Origin of the sequence: Melittangium boletus DSM 14713, from assembly GCF_002305855.1 — a bacterium.
In the GTDB taxonomy this organism is placed as follows: Bacteria; Myxococcota; Myxococcia; order Myxococcales; family Myxococcaceae; genus Cystobacter; species Cystobacter boletus.
In genome coordinates this window covers 8,485,966-8,505,783 of sequence record NZ_CP022163.1, presented here as the reverse complement: position 1 = coordinate 8,505,783, position 19,818 = coordinate 8,485,966, and the positions used below count along the sequence as shown (strand labels likewise).

Below are 19,818 nucleotides of genomic sequence, written 5' to 3'. Positions count from 1 at the left end.
CGGGATGTGCACGAGCCGCCACGTGGAGGTTGGCCCCGGCGTGCCACGCGGTTAGAACCCTGGCCCGACATGACTTCCTCCAGCCCGGACTCCCCCGCTCCCGTGGTGCCCGATGACGGCAGGGGGGGCGTGCGCGTGCGGCTCGAGGGGCTGCGGCGCTCGTTCCCGGGCGGGGCGAGCGTCCTGTCGGGACTGGATCTGGACCTCTCCGCGGGCGCCTTCGTGGCCCTGGTGGGTCCTTCCGGCTGTGGTAAATCCACGCTGCTGCGCCTGGTGGCGGGACTGGACACCCCGGAGGCGGGCACCCTCTCCTTCTCGCCCTCCCTCGAGCGCACCCGGGGCACGCGCAGTCCCATCGCCTACGTCTTCCAGGACGCGCACCTGTTGCCCTGGCGCACGGTGCTGGACAACGTGGCCCTGCCGCTGGAGCTCGCGGGAGTCGCCGAATCGGCCCGGCACGAGGCGGCGCGGACCCTGCTCGGCGAAGTGGGACTCGGGGACGCCCTGGCGCGCTACCCGGCCCAGTTGTCCGGCGGCATGCGCATGCGCGTGTCACTGGCCCGGGCGCTCGTCACCCGCCCCCGGTTGCTGCTCCTGGACGAGCCCTTCGCCGCGCTGGACGAACTCACGCGCAACCGGCTGGATGATCAACTGCGCGCGCTGTGGAAGGAACTGGGCATGACGGTCCTCTTCGTCACCCACTCCCTGTCCGAGGCCACCTACCTGGCCGAGCGGGTCGTGGTGCTATCGCGGCGGCCCGCGCGGGTGATGTTGGATCGCACGCTCGAGCTGCCCGCCGAGCGAGGCCCGTCCCTGCGCGCCGAACCCGGCTTCGCGCATGAACTGGGACTGCTCCAGCGAGCGCTGGAGCGGGGAGACACCGAATGATGAAGTCCGCGCTGCTGCGCCGGGCGGGACCGCCCCTGGCCGCGCTCGTCCTCCTGCTGGGGCTCTGGGAAGGGCTGACGCGGGTGCTCCACATCCAGCCATGGCTCCTGCCACCCCCGTCCGCCATCGCCGCCGCCGGAGTGCACGAGTCCCGGACCCTGTGGAACGCGATGCTCACCACGGGGCTGGCCTCGCTGCTGGGCTTCGCGCTGAGCGCCACCCTGGGCGTACTCACCGCCATCCTCCTGGCGTCCTCGCGGCTGTTGGAGCGGGCCTTCTACCCCTACACGCTCCTGTTGCAGACGGTCCCCATCGTGGCCATCGCTCCCCTGCTGGTGCTGTGGTTCGGCCCGGGGACGCGCGCCGTGGCCGTGTCCTCCTTCATCGTCTCGCTCTTCCCCGTCATCACCAACACGCTCACCGGACTGCGCTCGGTGGAGCCCGCGCTGAGGGATCTGTTCCACCTGTACGGCGCCCGGCGGCTCGCCACGTTGTGGAAGCTGGAGCTTCCGGCCGCGCTGCCGCAGCTCTTCACCGGGCTGAAGGTGGCCTCGGGGCTGGCGGTCATCGGCGCCATCGTGGGCGAGTTCGTCGCGGGGTTCTCCGAGGACGCCGCGGGCCTGGGCATCCTGGTGCTGACCGCGTACCGGCAGTTGCGCACGGATCTGCTCTTCGCCGCCGTGCTGGTGGCCTCGGTGCTGGGGCTGGCACTCTTCGGCGCGGTGAACCTGAGCGGCTGGCGGCTGCTGCGGCGCTGGCATCCATCGGCCACGGGCACGTGAACCACCGCTTCTTCCTGGAGGAAAACCACATATGAGGGGACGTCTTGTTGGAGTGCTGGGCGGGCTGGCGCTGATGCTGATGGGAGGGGCCTGCTCCCGCTCCAAGGAAAGCGCGCCGAAGGCGGAGGGAACGGCGGACACGGCGAGCGCGGTGAAGATGACGCCCGTCAAGCTGGCGCTCAACTGGGTGCCCGAGCCCGAGTTCGGAGGTTTCTACGCCGCGCGGGATCGAGGCCTCTTCAAGCGCGCGGGGATGGACGTCACCATCCAGGGCGGAGGAGCGGGCGTGCCGGTGGTGCAGATGGTGGCCTCGGGCCAGGTGGACTTCGGGGTCGCCGGCGCCGACGAGATCCTCACCGCCCGGACGCGCGGCGTGGACATCCTCGCGCTGTTCGCGGTGTACCAGACCTCGCCACAAGCCCTCATGGCCCACGCCTCGCGAGGGGCCAAGGGCATCCAGGACATTCTCAGCTCGGGAACGGTGGCACTGGAGCCCGGCCTGCCCTACGCCGCGTTCCTCAAGAAGAAGTACGGTTTCGACAAGGTGAAGGTGGTGCCCTACGACGGGGGCGTGGCGCGCTTCGTGGCGGACAAGGATTTCGCCCAGCAATGCTTCATCACCTCGGAGCCCCTCGCCGCGCGGCGGCTGGGCGCGGACCCCTCCGTGTTCCTCGTGGCCGATGAGGGCTTCAACCCCTACACGACCGTGGTCATCACCCGGAGCGCCCTCTGGAAGGAGCAGCCCGCGCGAGTGAAGGATTTCGTCGCGGCGGCGCGCGAGGGCTGGCGGGCCTACCTGGATGATCCCGCGCCCACCAACGCGGTGATGGGCAAGCTGAACACCGCGATGGACGCGGAGACCTTCGCGGGGGCGGCCCAGGCGCAAAAGCCGCTCATCGAGACGGAGGAGACGCGTGCGAAGGGCCTGGGCACGATGAGCCGCGAGCGGTGGGAGACGCTGGGGCGGCAGCTCGTGGAGCTGGGCCTCATCGACAAGGCACCTTCCGTGGATGACTTCCTCATTACCGGCCTCGACAACGCCAAGTAAATCCTCGCATTGCACCATGTCTGTGTTTGTTTTTCCCAAACAAAACACAAACACAGACATAAAAATCACCAGCAATAATGAGCAGGAATCAACTCAAGACTCACATAGTTTATCTATGTGGGCGCGGGTCCGGCGCGAATGCGCTTGCTGTCGATTCCCAGCTCACTCTTCCGCTCTCCCCTAGATGCGCTAGGGGAAGACAGATGGCCGAGGCAAGACATCCTGCTCTTGCAGAGAAGCACGAGGGGACGGCCAGTCGTGGGCGGTACGTTCTTCGCCTCTTCCCTAGAGGGACAAGGGGACCCACCCTTCCCGGTCGCGCGTGGGCCCTCCCATGGCCGAGCAGCGAGAAAGCGGCTTGAGCCCTTGCCACCCGGGCTCCGTGTTCCTGGCGTCGGCACGAATGGACGCCACACGTCCACCCTGACCGCAAGCGCGGCCGGTGGCGTCAGAGGCTCGAATGGAGGGAAGGGTTTCCGGTACCGCCGCGACGGCTCACACGCCACATGGGCGCGGGCACGGAGGACGCGCGGTCCAGATGCACGGGGGCCGGACGGCGCGCCACCCGGAAGCCGGGGCACACCGTCCAGACGTCATTCGGTTCAGGTCGTGGGCTGAGGCGTCCTCAGCCGCACGAGCCCTTCTTGCGCCACGGTGGCCACCAGGCGGCCCTCTCGCGTGAAGACATGCCCGTAGGACAGGGCGCGCGCGTTGCCCGCCCACGGGCTCACCATGGAGTACAGGAGCCAGTCGTTCACACGCAGGTCGCCGTGGAACCACAGGGAGTGGTCCAGGCTCGCCATCTGCATGTGCGGCTGCATGTAGCTGGCGCCATGCGGCTGGAGCGCGGTGGTGATGAGGTTGAAGTCCGACGCGTAGGCCAGCATGTACTTGTGCACCTGCGGATCCTCCGGCAGCGGACCGGCGGCGCGAAACCACACGTGGCGGATGGGCTCTCCCGGCTGGGGATTGAACGGATCCACGTGGGTCACCGGGCGCAGCTCGATGGGCTTCTCGCACAGGAACTTGTCGCGGATGCGCTCGGGAATGAGGTCGGCGTTGCGGCGCAGCAGCTCCACGTCCGTGGGCAACCCCTCGGGCCCTGGCACCCTCGGCATCTTCGTCTGGTGCTCGAAGCCCGCCTCCACCCCCTGAAACGAGGCCATGAGCGTGAAGATGGACTCGCCTTTCTGGATGGCGAGCACCCGCCGGGTGGTGAAGCTGCCGCCGTCACGCACCCGGTCCACCGTGTAGACCACGGGCAGGCTCGCGTCCCCGGGGCGCAGGAAGTAGCCATGAATGGAGTGCACATGGCGCTTGGGGTCCACCGTCTGGCTGGCCGCCGACAGCGACTGCCCCAGCACCTGTCCTCCGAAGAGCTGCCGGAAGCCGAGATCCTGGCTCCGGCCACGGAACAGGTTCTCCTCGATGGGCTCCAACTTCAGGAGCGCCAGCAGATCCTCCAGAACACGACTCATGACCTCTCCTCCCGCGACATGACGCATTGCTCCATACCCGAGCACCGCGACATCCGCATCCAGAGAAGAGGGGCCCGGCGTGTCCAGTCACCGGGCCCGTACGCCGAGTCCGGGCTCAGCCCGCGCGCAGGACCGTCTCGACAGCCGCGCACTCGACCTTCATGGGCTGGAACTTGTCCATGGGCCGGCCCACCTGGGAGAGATCCGGCGCCACGTCGAGCAGCTCACCCCGGAAGGCGATGCGGTACTTGCCGGGCTTGCTCATGTCGTAGGCCTTGGACAGGTCCACCGTGCCGTTCACCGAGCCGCCCGGCGAGAGCATGACGTAGTTGTCGGCCGTGGGATCGGCGCGCTTCTTCATCGGCCCCTGGTAGGGGATGTCGGTGCCGTCCCGCGTCACCTCGAAGTCATTGCCCCACAGGCCCTCGAGCGGCGTGCGCCAGTTGAGCACGAACGCGGGCCCCTTCATCGGGTTGGAGAGCTGGAAGCGCAGCTCCACGGGCTCTCCCACGCGCAGGCTCGGCGCCACGCTCAGCGCGCAATCCAGGGTCGTCTTCGCCATGGCCGTGTCCTCCTCCTTGGGCTCCGGGGCGGCCGGCTCCGGCGCCTTCTGCTCCAGGGGCTGCCGCGCGGCCTCCGGCGGCTTCACTTCCGGCTCCTCGCGCTTGCAGGCACCCGCGTTCAACGCCAGACAGCCCAAGGCGATCCAACCGGCATATCCACGATTCATCGGACGAATGTCCCTTCCAGGGGGCGGTGCCGGGGTGGCCCCATGCCCCCAAAAAGAAAAACGGGAGCGTCGCCGCTCCCGTTCGTCTCATCAACTTCTTTGGAGGACCGTCGCCTCAGTTCTGCGCGGGATTGTTCTCCGCGAAGTACTCGTGGTTGTCCGCGTTATCCAGCGCCTTGGTGGGGCTGGTCTTCGCGAGGTTCTTGGCGCCGCTCTGGCCGTAGACGTGGTCATCCGTGCCACCGAGCACGGTGAAGTGGCTCATCTCGTGGATGAGCGTGCCCGCGCGCGAGTCCGTGCCCGTGTTGGGCGCGGCCCAGAAGGCGCCGCACACGTAAATCTTGTAGGGCGAGTTCGGGTACACGTAGGCGTAGGTGCCCGAGTCGGTGCAGCTGCAGTCCACGGTGACGTTCTGGGCGCTCAGGGCGCTGTTGATCTTCGAGAAGTGCGAGTAGGCGGTGTCCTTGCCTCCCGACGAGTAGGTGCCGAACCAGGTGGTGTAGCGCAAGGTGCCCGACGAGAGGGTGCTGAGGTAGCTCGTGGCGTTGCTCGCGTACGTCTTGGCCGAGTTGTAGGCCGTGGTGATGGTCGACGCGCGGCTGCTCGAGCAGTTGCTCGCGGACGAGATGCCCTGGGCCGTCACCGTGCCCTGCTCCTGCAACCCGGGCTGGCGGCTCGAGCGGCCCTCGATGAACATGCTCACGAGGTTGGAGTCGAGCGCCGCGGTGCGGGTGAGCACCACGTTGTGCTGGTTGACGGCCTGCGCGGCGAAGCGCACGGAGTAGGTGCCGCTCGCGCTCAGGTCATAGAAGCCCGACAGGGGCGCGGTGCGCGACAGGCTCTCGCCCGGGGCCAGGGTGATGAAGTCCTCGGCGCGGGGCGCCACGCGCTTGACCTCGGGGCCCATGTACGCGACGGCCTCGCCATCCCGGGTGACCTGGAACAGGCCCGCCGGCACGCTCTCGCTGCCCGGCACGTACCACTTGAGCAGCTGCACGGGCTGGGACGACACGTTGGTGTAGGTCACCGTGACCGCCACGTCCTCATGGGCGCTCAGGGAGGCGCTGGCCACGGACAGGCTCACGGCGATGTCGCCGACGGCCTGCTCGCTGAGCTGCTGCGAGGCGTCCTCTCCCTCCATGGGCGCACCACACGCACCCAACAGGGACACCCCAACGATTCCCCCTACCAGCCACTTGAAACCGCGAACGTTCTGGCTCACGCAGTGACTACCTTTCTGGATTCACCGGTAGCTTGGCTACCCCGGTGAACACAGTGTTACACGACTACAGAGAATTCCGTCCAGGTTCAGATTCTCGGAAAATAATTCGTAACGATGGCGTTGTTTTGAATACAAACAAAAATTCTAGGACAACTCAAAATTTACGCCCTGTCTAACAGTGAGACAACGAGTCGTGTGCCTCTCACTCCGAGTGGGGCTCACTTTCCCCGCCGCGGTGCGGCACCCGTGGGATGATCCGTCGCTCCTTTTTCCCACGGGAGCCCATCCTGAAAAGCCACCTGTTCGCCGTCCTCCTGACCCTTCCCCTCCTGGCGCCCCCCGCCGACGCCAAGCCCAAGCCCAAGTCCCCTCCCGAGGACTCCACCGTCGTCCTGCGCGGCGCGAAGCTGATCGACGGCGCGGGCGGTGAGCCCATCGACGACGCGGTCGTCGTCATCCGAGAGGGATTGATCGTCGCGGCGGGCCCGGCGGCCACCACGCCCGTGCCGGAGAAGGCCCGGATCGTCGACTACCCAGGCAAGACGCTCATCCCAGGGCTGATTTCCAATCACTCCCATGTGGGACGGGTCAATGGCATCAAGGTCGAACCCGGCAATTACAACCGCGCCAACATCCAGCGTCAGCTTCGCCAATACGAGGCCTATGGGGTGACCACGGTGACGTCGCTCGGCATGAATGGCCCGCTGCTCCAGCCATTGCGCGAGCAACAGCATGGTGAGCGCGCGACCGGGGCCGATCTGTTCGGCGCCGACCAGGGCATTGGCGTGCCCAAGGGCGCGCCTCCCACGGAGGGCATGCCGGCCGGCCCCGACCAGCTGTTCCGCCCCGAGACCGCGGAGCAGGCCCGCAAGGCCGTGCGCGACATGGCCTCGCACAAAGCGGACCTGATGAAGCTGTGGCTGGATGATTTCGAGGGCTCCCTGCCCGTCAAGATGAAGCCGGAGATCTACGAGGCGGTGATCGACGAGGCGCACAAGCAGGGCGTGCGCGTGGCCGCCCACATCCACGACCTCGAGGACGCCAAGGCGGTGGTGCGCGCGGGCGTCGACATCGTGGCCCACGGCGTGCGCGATCAGCCCGTCGACGCCGAGTTCATCCAGATGATGAAGGAGCGCTCGGTCTGGTACATCCCCACCCTCGACCTGGACGAGGCCACCTTCATCTACGCCGACGCTCCCGAGTGGATGAGCGAGCCGTTCTTCCAGAACGCCCTGCAACCGGCGCTCAAGGCCCAGTTCGCCGACGAGGCCTGGGTGAGCAAGACACTCGCCGAGCCGAAGGTGGAGCGCGCGCGGAAGGCCCTGGAGATGAACCAGAACAACCTCAAGACCCTGTATGACGTGGGCGTGCGCATCGGCTTCGGCACCGATTCAGGCGCCACGCCCTCGCGCATCCCCGGCTTCGCGGAACACCGGGAGCTGCAACTGCTGACCGCCGCGGGACTGACGCCGCTCCAGGCGCTCACCCTGGCCACCCGGGATGCCGCCGCCCTGCTCAAGCTGGAGGATCGAGGCGTCCTGGCGCCCGGCAAGCGGGCCGATCTCGTGGTGTTGGACGCCGATCCAAGCGCCGACATCTCGGCGACGCGGAAGCTGCATGCGGTCTGGCGTCGTGGCAAGCAGGTCTCGGGGTCCATCGAGTCCTTCAAGCCTTGATGGCCTCGCCGCTCACGATGGGCGCTCAGGGCGCGACGGGACGGTCCGGTGGCTGCCGGTGCTTCGAGAGATACAGGGTGTAGATCGCGAAGGCCACGATGGCCACCGCCAGCATCACCACCCAGGACCAGAACAAGGGACTGTGGGTGACTTGCTGGTTCAGCGCTTCATCCGAGATGGGCATGCCCTGCGCGAGGGCCATCATCGGAGCGAGCAGCAACAGCATCCAGGCAGGGGCCGACTGTGAGCGTGTCATCATTGTTGAAAGCTGGGCACGTCTCGCGGCACGTACAAGGCGAGCGGGCGAACAGCCCCTCCCCCGGCCCAAGCCTGATCATTCCCCGGCGGGGTCACCAACGCCCGACTACTCCCGCTCTTCTCTTCTTCATGGGGTCGCGTTGTTTCATCACGGCATGTTGAACATCCCTGGCTACACCCTCCGGGAGGCCATCAGAGCCACCGGCACCAACCTGCTCTTCCATGCGGTGAGCGACGTCCACGGGACCCCCCTCATCCTCAAGACGCCCGTCGCTTCCTCCCTGGGCGCCCAAGCCCTCGAGCGTTACCGCCGGGAGTTCGGCATCCTCCAGCGAATCCAGGACATGCACGGCGTCACCCGGGTGCATGCGTGTGAGCTGCTCCCCGATCGCCCGGTGCTCCTGTTGGAGGAGATGGAAGGCCAGCCCCTGTCCGAGCTCGTCGGCCAACCCTTCGAGGTCACCCGCGTCCTGGAGCTGGCCCTGTCCCTGGCCACGACCCTGGCCGAGCTTCATGGCCGAGGCGTCATCCACAAGGACATCAAGCCCTCCAACATCATCGTCACCCCATCCGGCGACACGCGACTCATCGACTTCGGCAGCGCCACCCTCCAGCGCGTCGAGCATGTGGAGGCCGCCCCCACCGCGCTCATCGAAGGCACCCTGGCCTATCTGTCCCCTGAACAGACCGGCCGGATGAATCGCTCGGTGGACTACCGCACGGATTTCTACTCACTGGGCGTCACCCTGTATGAACTCCTGACGGGCAGCCGTCCCTTCCATGGGCGGGACGCGCTCGAGTGGTTCCATGCCCACATGGCGCAGGTGCCCCAGTCGCCCCGGGAGCTCGTGCCGGAGCTGCCTCCCGTCCTGTGTGCCATCGTCCTCAAGCTGCTGGCCAAGGTGGCCGAGGAGCGCTACCAGAGCGCCCAGGGGCTCAAGGCCGACCTCGAGCGGTGCCGGGACAACCTGCTCCGGGGCGTGCACGAGGACTTCCCCCTCGGGGAGCAGGACTCCCCCCCCCGCTTCCAGCTCCCCCAGCGTCTCTACGGACGAAGCGTCGAGGCCACCGCGCTGCGCCAGGGATTCGAGCGCGTGGCCCAGAGCGGACGGCCCGAGCTGTTCCTCGTCCGTGGCTACTCCGGCATCGGCAAATCCGCGGTGGTCCACGAGTTGCACAAGCCCGTCGTGAGCCAGCGGGGCTTCTTCCTCAACGGCAAGTTCGACCAGTTCCAACGGGACATCCCCTACGCCACCCTGGCCCAGGCCATCCGGGGCCTGACCCAGCAATTGCTCGCGGGCACCGACGAGGAGCTGGCCCGCTGGAGCCAGCACCTGCGCGAGGCATGGGAGGGACAGGGCCAGGTCCTCGTGAACGTGGTGCCCCAGCTCGAACTCGTCGTCGGCGCACAACCCCCGGTCCCGGAGCTGCCCCCTTCCGAGGCGCATCACCGCTTCAACCGCGTCTTCCGCAAGTTCCTCGGCGTCTTCGCCACCGCGGAGCACCCGCTCGTCATCTTCCTGGATGACCTCCAGTGGGCGGATCTCTCCAGCCTCCAACTCATCCACCACCTGCTCACCCACCCCGAGACGCCACCGGTCCTGCTCATCGGGGCCTACCGCGACAACGAGGTGGGCCCCTCCCACCCGCTGACCCAGGCGTTGGAGGGACTGGGAAGGACGGGGGCACGGATGACCGAGCTTCGGCTCGAGCCGTTGAGCCTCGAGGAGGTGCGCCAGCTCGTCTCGGACGCGATGCCCGGCGCGGGAAGCGAGGTCATCGCGCCCCTCGCGGCGTTGGTTCGCGAGAAGACCGGGGGCAACCCCTTCTTCCTCTTGCAGTTCATGCTGACGCTCCACCAGGACGGGCTCCTGGCCCGCACGCCCGAGGGCCACTGGCGCTGGGACGCCGACGCCATCCGCGCGCGGGGCTACTCCGATAACGTCGTCGACTTCATGGCGGGCAAGCTGCGCCAGCTCCCTCCGGACACGCAGCGCCTGTTGCAGCTCGCCGCCTGCGTGGGCAACGTCTTCTCGACCCAGATGCTCGGGCTGCTCTCCTCGCGGGATCTCTCCGAGATGGCGAGGGACCTCGAGCCCGCGCTCCAGGAAGGCCTGCTGACGCGGATCGGGTCCGAGGCGCGCTACCGCTTCCTTCACGACCGCATCCAGCAGGCGGCCCACGCCCTCATCCCCGAACAGGAACGCAAGGCCGTCCACCTGGACATCGGACGACTGCTGCTCGACATCCTGCCGCCGGACGGGGTGCGTGAGCGGCTCTTCGACATCGCGAGCCAATTCAACGCCGGGGCGGAGTTGATCCAAGACGCCGAGGAACGGGTGCGGGTGGCGCACCTGAACGCCGACGCCGGCCGCAAGGCCAAGGCCTCCACCGCGTTCGGCTCGGCCATCTCCTATCTCTCCACGGCCCTCCAGTTCCTGCCAGAAAACCCCTGGGAGCGCGAGCCCGCGCTGACCTTCCGGATCCAACTCGACCGGGCCACCTGCGAGTTCATGAGCGGCCATGCCGCCGAGGCGCGCCGCCTGGTGGAGGAGCTCCTGCCCCGGGCCCGGGGCCGCCCGGACACGGCGGCCGTCTATCGCTTGAAGAGCAGCATCCACGTGGCCGCCAGCCAGGTCCCGGCGGCCATCGCCTGCCTCGTGGAGTGCCTGACGCAGATGGGCGTGCCCATGTCCCAGAGCCCATCCTGGGAGGAGGTGGAGGCGGCCAACGCGGAGGTCTGGGAGCTGCTGGGAGAGCGCTCCATCAAGAGCCTCGTGGAGCTGCCGCTCATGACGGACCCGGACATGGAAGCGGTGATGAACGTGCTCGGCGCCCTGTTCGCCCCGGCGTATTTCACCGACACGCGCCTGCTCATCCTCAACCTGTGCCGGATGGTCTCCCTGAGCATCCGCCATGGGAACAACGGCTCGGCCGCGCAGGGCTATGCCTGGTATGGCGTGGTGCTGGGCCCCACCTTCAAGCGCTACCAGGAGGCCTATGCCTTCGGTGAGCTCGCCTGGGCCATCGTCGAGCGCCACGACATCTCCAACTTCCGAGGCAAGGTCCTCTACATCCGCGAGGTCCTCAACAACTGGACCCAGCCGCTCGCCGACTCGCTGGAGTTGGTGCGCCAGGGCTTCCATCACGCGCTCCAGGCGAGTGATCTCCAGATCGCCAGCTATTGCTGCAACCACATCGTCTCGCTCCGGCTCATGCTGGGACACGATCTGGAGGAGGTGGACCAGGAGTCGGTCACCCGTCTGGCCTTCATGCGCAAGGCGAGCTTCCCAGACGTGCAGTACATCGTGCTCCACATCCAGCGCTACGTGCGGCAGTTGCGTGGCCTGTCCGCGTTCGGCACGTTGACCGGCGAGGATTTCGACGAGGAGACCTTCGAGGCCGGACTGACGCCGGCCCGGATGAGCACCATGCGGTGCTGGTACTGGCTCCTCAAGATGCAGACGCGCTATCTGCGGGGTGCCCATCGCGAAGCGCTCGAGGCGGGCGCCCGGGCCGCGGAGCTGGCGTGGGCCTCGTTCGGACAGGTCCAGATCCTGGACTTCCACCTCTACCACGCCCTGTCCCTGGCGGCGTGTTACCGGGACATGACCCCCGAGCAGCGAGAAGAGGCGCTGCGGACCCTGCGCGAGCACCACCGGCAGCTCGCCGAGTGGGCCCATCACCAGCCCGGCAACTTCCGCGCGCCCGAGCGGATGGCCGCCGCGGAGCTGGCCCGCGTCCTGGACCGGGAGGGAGAGGCCCTTCGTGCCTACGAGGAAGCCCACCAGTCGGCCCGTGAGCATGGCTTCATCCAGTACGTGGCCCTGTCGTGCGAGCTCGCCGCCCGCTTCTGGCGGGAGCGCGAGATGGGGACCCTCGCGGACGCCTACGCCCAGAAGGCCCGGGAAGCCTGGTTGCGCTGGGGCGCCAAGGGCAAGGTCAAGCACCTGGACACCCAATGGCCGCACCTGGCCTCCTCGCTGACGTCCGAGGAGACCGTCACGGATACGGAATCCACCCAGATCGACGCGCTCACCGTCGTCAAGGCCCAGCAGGCCATCTCCGGAGAAATCGTCCTCGAGCGGCTGGCGGCCACGCTGCTGCATGCCGCCATCGAGAACGCCGGAGCCCAGCGCGGTGCCCTGTTGATGCCCCAGGGCGACAAGCTCTCGGTGGTCTCCGTCGTGGGGCCCTCCCCCGAGGACTCCGCCGTGGAACCCGACGAGACCCGGCTGCCCTGGTCCCTCATCACGTACACGCGGCGCACCCGCGAGCATGTGCTCATCGGGGATGCCTCCCAGCCCCATCCGTTCTCGTCCGACCCCTGGCTCGCACTCGGCCGCGCCCGCTCCGTGCTGTGCCTGCCCCTGCTGCGCCAGGAGGAGTTCCGCGGCGTGCTGTACCTGGAGAACGGCCTCGTCACCAACGCCTTCACCCCCGCGCGCCTCTCGCTGCTGGGACAGCTCGCCGCCCAGGCCGCCATCTCCATCGAGAACGCCCGCCTCTACGCCGAGGTCCAACGGGCGGAAACCGCGCTGCGCGCCGTGAATGACGAATTGGAGAAGCGCGTGGAGGAGCGCACGCACGAGCTCAAACAGGCCCAGGCCCGCCTGGTGGGCGCCGCGCGCGCGGCCGGCATGGCCGAAGTGGCCGCCAGCGTGCTCCACAACGTGGGCAATGTCCTCACCAGTGCCGTCGTCAACCTGCAGACCATGATCGAGACGGTGAATGCCTCGCGCATGAGCCGGCTCAAGCAGGTCACCACCCTGATCGAGGCGCACCCGGAAGACCTGGCGGACTTCCTCACCCGCGATCCGCGCGGCGCCCAGCTCCCGTCCTATCTCCTCGCGCTCGGCGATGAACTGCTCCGCGAGAAGAAGACGCTCCAGGACAGCATGAAGGCGATGGGCAAGCACCTCGATCACATCCGGGTCATCGTCCAGGTCCAGCAGAACCATACCCAGAGCACCCTCCTCACCGAGGACTGCGATCTGTCCCAGCTCGTCGACGACGCGCTGAGCATCCAACTGCCCTCCCTGGCGCGTCACGGCATCACCGTCACCCAGGAACTCGCGCCCCTCGCCCCGGTGCGGCTGGACAAGCACAAGGCCCTGCAGATCCTCGTCAACCTCATCAGCAACGCCAAGAACGCCATGCACACCCTGCCCGAGGGAGAGCGGCGCCTGCACGTGCGGCTCATGGCGGAGGGCAACATGGCCCACATCCAGGTGGTGGACAGCGGCATGGGCATCGCGCCGGAGATCCGCGAACGGCTCTTCTCCCAGGGCTTCACCACGCGTGAAGGAGGCCACGGCCTGGGCCTGCACTCCAGCGCCCTGGCGGCGAAGCTGATGGGCGGCCGCCTCACCCTGGAAAGCGAAGGTCCGGGCAAGGGCGCCACGGCCACGCTCGCGCTGCCGCTCCCCTAGGGCCCCGGCACCCGGGTGGCGGAGGCGATGCGTGTCCCCGTACGATCCGCGCATGACGCTCCTTTCGCGCGCCGCCACGAAGATGCCCACCGAGCACCCGGTGCTCGCCGCCGCCCATCGGTTGGCGCCCAGGGTGGCCAGCCTCTCCGCGGAGGTCGAGTCCGCCCGCCGGCTGCCCGCGGCGCTCGCCCACGAACTGGCCGGGGCCGGGCTCTTCCACCTGGTGGTGCCAGAGCGCTTCGGCGGTTTCGAACTCCACCCCGCGCTCGTCATCGAGACCCTGGAAACACTCTCGCGAGCGGATGGCTCGGTGGGTTGGTGCGTGATGATCGGCTCGCTCACCGCCATGTGCGCGGCTTGGCTGCCCGAACCGGTGGCGCGCGCCATCTACGGTGTCCCGGACGTCATCACCGGAGGCGTGGCCGCGCCACTGGGACGCGCCGAACTCGTCGAGGGAGGCTACCGCGTCACCGGCCGTTGGGCCTGGGCGAGCGGTGCCCAGAATTGCCGCTGGCTGACGGGCGGCGTGGTGATCACCCAGGACGGGACCCCCCAGGGAACCCGCGTCCTCTACTTCCCCATCGAGGACGTGACGCTGCACGACACCTGGCAGGCCTCGGGCCTGCGCGGCACGGGCAGCGTCGACATGGAGGTACGCGACGTCTTCGTGCCCACCGAGCGAAGTCTGTCCCTCGTCACCGAGCGCCCGCGCGTCGACCGGCCGCTGTACCGGTATCCCGCCTACGGGCTGCTGGCGGTGGGCATTCCGGCCGTCGCGCTCGGCATCGCCCGCCGCGCCATCGACGAACTCACGGCGCTGGGCCCGGCAATGGCCACGCGACCGGCCGTGCGCGAGGCGGTGGCCGAGGCCGAGGCCACCCTGCGCGCCGCGCGTGCCCTCCTGCTGGAGACCGTCCACGCGACGTTCGAGTCCACGACGCACCAGGAGGCCACCTTGCGTCAGCGGGCGGAACTGCGGCTGGCCTACGTCCACGCCACTCGCGACGCCGCGCGCGTGGTGGACCGGATGTATGAGCTGGCGGGAGACTCGGCCGTCTACAACGCGAGCCCCATGCAGCGCTGCCTGCGCGACATCCACGCGGTCACGCAGCACGCCATGGTGGGCCAACCCCTGCGCGAACTCATTGGCGCCGTGCTGCTCGGCGTGGACGCCAACACGGCCACGCTTTGATTCACGGCGAGGCTTCGCCGTCCAGGAACTCCACGAAGCCGCGAGTGCCGTCCACGCGAATGCGCTGGCCGGTGCGGATGCGCTGCGTGGCACCCGCCACGCTGACGACGGCCGGGATGCCATACTCGCGGGCCACGACCGAGCCGTGCGTCATGAGGCCCCCCACTTCGGTCACCAGACCGGAGGCGTGGACGAACAAGGGCGTCCAGCCGGGGTCCGTATGCGGTGCCACGAGGATTTCACCGGCGTGAAGCACCTCGCGCGCGGGGTCGAGCACCACGCGCGCCAGGCCCTCCACCACTCCCGCCGAGGCAGCCGTCCCGGACAAGGCCCCCGGGGGAAGATCCGCGCGGACGGCCAGCGAGGGGATTTCACCATCGCTCGCCATCACGAAGGGGGGCGCGCGCCGGGCATCCCGCCGGAGCATGTCCCGCCGCGTCGCGGCCAGCGGGCGCAAATCGGGCGTCGGGGTCGCCTCGAGCGCCGCGATCAACTCCTCGAAACGGAACAGGAAGACATCGTCCACCGCCGCGAGCGCCCCGCGCTGGACCAGGAGCTCCCCGGCCTCGAGCGCCGTGCCGCGCACGAGTTCCAGGATGCGGACGAGCAGGAACTTGGGGTGTTCCCGCAAGCCACTGCCCATGCGCGCCAGCCGCACCAACCGGCGCGCCACCCGCGCGCGCATCGCTCCGGTCAGCCCCCGGCGTGAGGCGGCGACCAGCCGTTCTCCCGCGGCCTCCGCCCTGGCGGCCAGGGCCCCGTGGTGCGCGCGGTGCTCGCCCGCGGCTCGGCCCGCGGAGGCGGGTCCAACACCGCCCAGAATGGCCGCGATGATCGGCGCGGGCTCGTCCTCATAACGCGGCCGGGAGACATCGATCTCCCCGGGCCCTCGCATGCCATAGCGCTCGAGGAACGCCCGCCACGCCTCGATGAAGGCGGGTCCACCCTCCACGTCTCGCGCCGCGTCCAGGGCCTCGGTGAAGGGACGCTCGCGCAGCAACTTCGCCAGCGCTGGATACGGACGGACCCGATCCGCCAGATCGCCCACGGCCAGATCCATCTCGGTGGTGACGTTGCCGGGCAGACCCCGCTCCAGCGCGGAGAGATCTTCCTGCGTCCCCCCGAGCCATCCCCTCCGGGAGAAGTCGCCGAGCAGCCTGTGCGCGATCACGCCCACGATGATGTTCGGAGGCAGGACGAGGATGTGCCCGAAGAGGTCCGAGCACACGCCTCGCGCCTCGCGCAACCGCGCCGCGCCTGGAGGAGCCGCCGCGATCCGGGCACGCATCCTGTCCAGCAGCGAATCGCTGAAAGCCTCCACCCGAGGCCTCAGCACGGAGGGCTCCGTGATGAACAGCCGGGTCAGGAAGCGGGCCATCACGGGAATCAGGAATCGGCTGGCGTTCACCGTGGTCGCCCATCCGCCGCGCGCGCCGCGCTGGAAGGCCGGCCGGTGGGTCAACGTGTCCATGCCCCGCGCCATGTCCTCGTAGACGTGGCCGAGCACGCCCCGGAGCACGCGCCCCAGGACGGGGTGGCGCAGCATGGGGGTCACATCCAGGAACATCCGGCTGCCCGCGAGGGTGGCGGACCGCGACTCCACGGGCAGGTCCCCTGTCCCCCGAGGCGGCCTGCCGAAGGGAATCAACAGCCGCCACACCTGGAGGGAGAGCGGCGGCATGGGGTCCGTCATCATCTGGATGTGGCCAAAGCTGGCGTAGACGTGCAGACCCTCGTCCTCGGGAGCGGGCTCGGGCAGCGGGTACAGACTCGTGATGGGACGGGTCTGGACCACGTAGAGCCGTCCGGCCTCGATGCACCACTCGATGTCCTGTGGCTTGCCGTAGTGCTTCTCGATCCGCGTGCCCAGCGAGACCAGTTCCCGCACGGCCGCGTCGTCCAGGGCCCGGGCGCGGCGCATGGACTCGGGCAGGTGCTCCTCCCAGGTGCCGCCCTCGGGCCTGGGGCGAATGGCCAACGCCTTGTCCCCCACCTGGACGTCCAGGAGCGCTCCCGTCTCCTTGTCCACCTTGTACAGGTCCGCGTTGATGAGTCCGCTGACCAGCGCCTCGCCCAGTCCGAAACCGGCATCGATGGACACGGTCCCCCGCCGTCCAGTGATGGGGTCGGCGGTGAACAGGATGCCCGACACCTCGGGCAACACCATGCGCTGGACCACCACGCTCAGCTTCACCCCCCGATGACCGAAGCCATGGTTGGCCCGGTACAGCACCGCGCGATCGGTGAACAGCGACACCCAGCACCGCCGGACCGCGTCGAGCAGCGCATCGGCCCCGCGGATGTTGAGGTAGGTGTCCTGCTGGCCGGCGAAGCTGGCGTCCGGCAGATCCTCCGCCGTGGCGCTGGAGCGCACCGCCCAGGACACCTCGGGGCCCATCTCCTTCCAGGTGGCGAGCACCGCGTCGGCCACGGCCGGAGGAAGCGGCGCGCGCCCGAGTGCCGCGCGGGTGGACTCGGCGACCTGGCGGGCCGCCTCCACATCGCGTCCATCCAGGGCCTCCAACGCCGCGAAGAGCGAACCGGTGTCCCCATGGCCCGCCAGGAACGCGTCGAAGGCGGCCGTGGTGACGCAGAAACCGGGTGGCACGGGCAGTCCGGCACGCGCCATCTCCCCCAGGTTGGCGCCCTTGCCCCCCACGCGAGGCAGATCCGCCGCGGAGATGCGCTCGAAGGGAAGGATCAACGGGTCCGTCTCCGGCACGGAGGAGGCGGGGTGATCGAGGCGTGGGATGGCGCTCATGGCTTTCTCCGATCAGCGGATGCGAGTCCCTCGAGAAACACGTGGGTGATGAAGCGGGCGGTGTCTTCCGGATCCGGCGGGGGCCCGCGCTCCAGCATCAGCTCCGCGAAGGAGCTGAAGAGCATCCCGATGAAGACCCGGGCCATGCGCTGGGGGTCCTTCGATTCGAGGGTCCCGCTGGCGGCGTAGAACTCCAGCAATTGGGTGAGCGAGCGATGGACCCGGAACGGAGAGGCCTTCAGGTGCTCCGCCCAGGTCCCTCCGCGGAGCCGCTCCAGGAGGCCCAACCGGAGCAGGTCCACATCCTCGACCACGCGGCGGATCGCCGCCGTGGCGACCCGCTCCAGGTCGGCTCGCACATCGCCCGAGGGCGTGAGGACCACTTCGTGAATCGCGCGCCGCGGACCGATGTGCTCCGCGAACGCCCGGATGAGCCCGTCCTTGTCGCCGAACTGGCGGTAGACCGTGGCCGGACCCACCCCCGCCTCGCTGGCGACCTCCTCGAGCGTGGCCGCGTCGAAGCCAGCACGGGTGAACACCGGACGGCACGCCGCCAGGATGCGCTCGCGCACATCGGACCGCCTGCCGACATCCACGCCCTGCTCGGAGAGCGCGGCGAGCACCGTGTCCCGGCTCCCGGCCTGGCGGTACAGCGTGGCGCGTGACAGCCCGGCCTCCCGGGCCAGGTCATCCATGGTGAACCCGTCTGGCCCATGAAGGGCGAGCAGGCGAGCCGCGGCGTGGGCGATGTTCTCTGGAAGCGACATGGTCGAGACGAGACGAGAGATGGATAACTCTCTCGTCTCGTTCCAGTCAAGACGATGTGACAGAAGCGACCCTCGCCGCGTCTCACCTCCACCTATTCTCCGCTTCTCACTTCTTGAGAGAGCGCCTAAAGTGGCAAATCCCTATTTCCAAGGAATTGCCTCATGCGCTCGAAGTCGCGGTCCGCCGTCATGATGATGATGCTGGGAGTCGCACTCACGGAGGGCATTGCGTTCGCGGGGCCCTCTCCGGATGAAGCCAGCGCCCTGGGTTGGGCGGAGGACCTCTCCACGGGAGAAGGCACGGGCGAGCTCGTGAACACCCGGGAGGGGTTGCTGTACGAGCCCTACGCCGTCATGCGCAGAGCCGAGGGACAGAGCCGCCTCACGGGCCTCTACACCTTCCCCGCCCGGACGCTGGAGCGCGCCGTGGACACGATCCGGCCGCGGATCGAGGCCCAGATGGCCCTCGGAATGGGGGTCGAGGTGGATGTCCGGGTTCGTTCGGACAACGGAGCCTGGACCGAGTGGCGCACGTCCAGCGCGGGAGAAGCCGTCCGCCTGCCCCGGGCTGGCACGGAGCTCCAGGTGAGGCTCGCGCTCCTGGCGGACGAGCACGGCCGCGGGCCGCGGGTCCAAGCGGTGCGGGTGGAGGCAACGATGGAGGGGAGTTCCGCCGAGGAGGAACCCCGGCCCCTGGCGGCGCTGACCTACCGCATCTACGCCACGCGGGAGGGACTGGTGGGCGGCACGACCGCCAACGGCCATGTCATCAAGTCGAACGATCGCTTCGTGGCGCTGCCGTCGCGCCGGGCCCTCGCGTCCAACGGCGGCTCCGAGTACCAGGTGCGGGTGTGCTACGCGAAGACGGGCAAGTGCACGACCACGTCGGTCTGGGACGTGGGGCCCTGGAACACGAAGGATGACTACTGGAATCCCTCGAGTGTCCGCGAGATGTGGAAGACCCTGCCGCAAGGCAAGCCCGAGTCCCAGGCGGCGTACCAGGAGGGATTCAACGGCGGGTTGGATCAATTCGGGCGCCGTCCGGCCAACCCCGCGGGCATCGACATCGCCGATGGCGCGTTCTGGACGGACCTGGGCATGAGCAACAATGACTGGGTGGACGTGACGTACCTGTGGACGTCGGGTGGAGGAACGCCCACGGGTCTGGTCATCGACAACAACAACGCCAACAACGACAGCACCAAGGGCTACATCCAGATCACGGGCAGCAAATGGGCGCAGTCCACGAACGTCGCGGGCTACTACGGCGCGAACTACCTGGCCGCCCCCACCGAGGCCATCTCGGAGCCGGTGACGTTCTGGTTCTATCTGCCGGCGGCGGCCACCAAGACGATCGACGCCTGGTGGACCTCGGCGAGTGATCGCTCGACGACCGCTCCCTTCATCATCTGGAACGCGGGGGGCACCCAATTGGCCAACGTGAAGGTGAACCAGCAGCTCAACGGCGGCCGGTGGAACACACTCGGCACCTGGAACTTCACGGCCGGCTGGAACAAAGTGCAGCTGAGCCGCTGGACGACGGCGGGCTCCTACGTCATCGCCGACGCCATCCAGGTGCGGTGA

13 protein-coding genes are annotated in these 19,818 nt (G+C 68.6%); 7 read left to right on the top strand and 6 right to left on the bottom strand.

The annotated features are described in order from the left end of the window. Positions 1–69: 69 nt before the first annotated feature. Genes MEBOL_RS35205 through MEBOL_RS35195 form a run of 3 tightly spaced genes read left to right on the top strand, consistent with a single transcriptional unit; the run spans position 70 to position 2,718 of the window. On the top strand, positions 70–888 hold the full coding sequence (locus tag MEBOL_RS35205) for an ABC transporter ATP-binding protein (RefSeq protein WP_179956346.1): 819 nt from the start codon (positions 70–72) through the stop codon (positions 886–888). Then, a complete protein-coding gene (locus MEBOL_RS35200; RefSeq protein WP_245919139.1) occupies positions 885–1,670 on the top strand; it encodes an ABC transporter permease in 786 nt (261 codons plus the stop codon). Before MEBOL_RS35205 ends, MEBOL_RS35200 begins: the two co-directional genes overlap by 4 nt. A 31-nt stretch (positions 1,671–1,701) precedes the next feature. Continuing rightward, positions 1,702–2,718: an ABC transporter substrate-binding protein gene (locus tag MEBOL_RS35195; protein ID WP_095981512.1), complete on the top strand. Its 1,017-nt coding sequence runs from the start codon at positions 1,702–1,704 to the stop codon at positions 2,716–2,718. A gap of 602 nt (positions 2,719–3,320) precedes the next feature. Here the strand turns inward: MEBOL_RS35195 and tesB are convergent. From tesB to MEBOL_RS35180, 3 genes are all read right to left on the bottom strand, one after another. Next, the gene (tesB, locus tag MEBOL_RS35190) at positions 3,321–4,196 is read right to left on the bottom strand and encodes an acyl-CoA thioesterase II (protein ID WP_095981511.1); all 876 of its coding nucleotides are present in this window, start codon (positions 4,194–4,196) and stop codon (positions 3,321–3,323) included. 115 nt (positions 4,197–4,311) lie between these two features. After that, positions 4,312–4,926: a protease gene (locus MEBOL_RS35185; RefSeq protein WP_095981510.1), complete on the bottom strand. Its 615-nt coding sequence runs from the start codon at positions 4,924–4,926 to the stop codon at positions 4,312–4,314. 115 nt (positions 4,927–5,041) lie between these two features. Then, positions 5,042–6,148, bottom strand: coding sequence for a M35 family metalloendopeptidase (locus MEBOL_RS35180; protein WP_095981509.1), 1,107 nt, complete (start codon positions 6,146–6,148; stop codon positions 5,042–5,044). A 251-nt stretch (positions 6,149–6,399) separates the two neighbouring features. Between MEBOL_RS35180 and MEBOL_RS35175 the strand changes: the two genes are divergently transcribed. Next, positions 6,400–7,824, top strand: coding sequence for an amidohydrolase family protein (locus tag MEBOL_RS35175; RefSeq protein WP_245919138.1), 1,425 nt, complete (start codon positions 6,400–6,402; stop codon positions 7,822–7,824). Between the two features lie 25 nt (positions 7,825–7,849). On the opposite strand, the gene MEBOL_RS35170 is transcribed toward MEBOL_RS35175, so the two are convergent. Further along, positions 7,850–8,083 (bottom strand): hypothetical protein, encoded by a 234-nt coding sequence (locus tag MEBOL_RS35170; protein WP_157823847.1) that lies wholly within the window; start codon positions 8,081–8,083, stop codon positions 7,850–7,852. A 154-nt stretch (positions 8,084–8,237) separates the two neighbouring features. Here MEBOL_RS35170 and MEBOL_RS35165 point away from each other — a divergent pair, with 154 nt between their 5' ends. Further along, on the top strand, positions 8,238–13,514 hold the full coding sequence (locus tag MEBOL_RS35165) for a trifunctional serine/threonine-protein kinase/ATP-binding protein/sensor histidine kinase (RefSeq protein ID WP_095981507.1): 5,277 nt from the start codon (positions 8,238–8,240) through the stop codon (positions 13,512–13,514). A 52-nt stretch (positions 13,515–13,566) separates the two neighbouring features. After that, a complete protein-coding gene (locus MEBOL_RS35160) occupies positions 13,567–14,706 on the top strand; it encodes an acyl-CoA dehydrogenase family protein (RefSeq protein WP_095981506.1) in 1,140 nt (379 codons plus the stop codon). Between the two features lies 1 nt (position 14,707). Here MEBOL_RS35160 and MEBOL_RS35155 read toward each other — a convergent pair whose 3' ends face one another. Then, positions 14,708–17,467: a phosphoenolpyruvate synthase gene (locus MEBOL_RS35155; RefSeq protein ID WP_095981505.1), complete on the bottom strand. Its 2,760-nt coding sequence runs from the start codon at positions 17,465–17,467 to the stop codon at positions 14,708–14,710. Next, on the bottom strand, positions 17,464–18,234 hold the full coding sequence (locus tag MEBOL_RS35150; RefSeq protein WP_095981504.1) for a TetR/AcrR family transcriptional regulator: 771 nt from the start codon (positions 18,232–18,234) through the stop codon (positions 17,464–17,466). The genes MEBOL_RS35155 and MEBOL_RS35150 overlap by 4 nt, the downstream gene beginning before the upstream one ends. Before the next feature lie 162 nt (positions 18,235–18,396). Here MEBOL_RS35150 and MEBOL_RS35145 point away from each other — a divergent pair, with 162 nt between their 5' ends. Continuing rightward, positions 18,397–19,818 (top strand): golvesin C-terminal-like domain-containing protein, encoded by a 1,422-nt coding sequence (locus MEBOL_RS35145; protein ID WP_095981503.1) that lies wholly within the window; start codon positions 18,397–18,399, stop codon positions 19,816–19,818.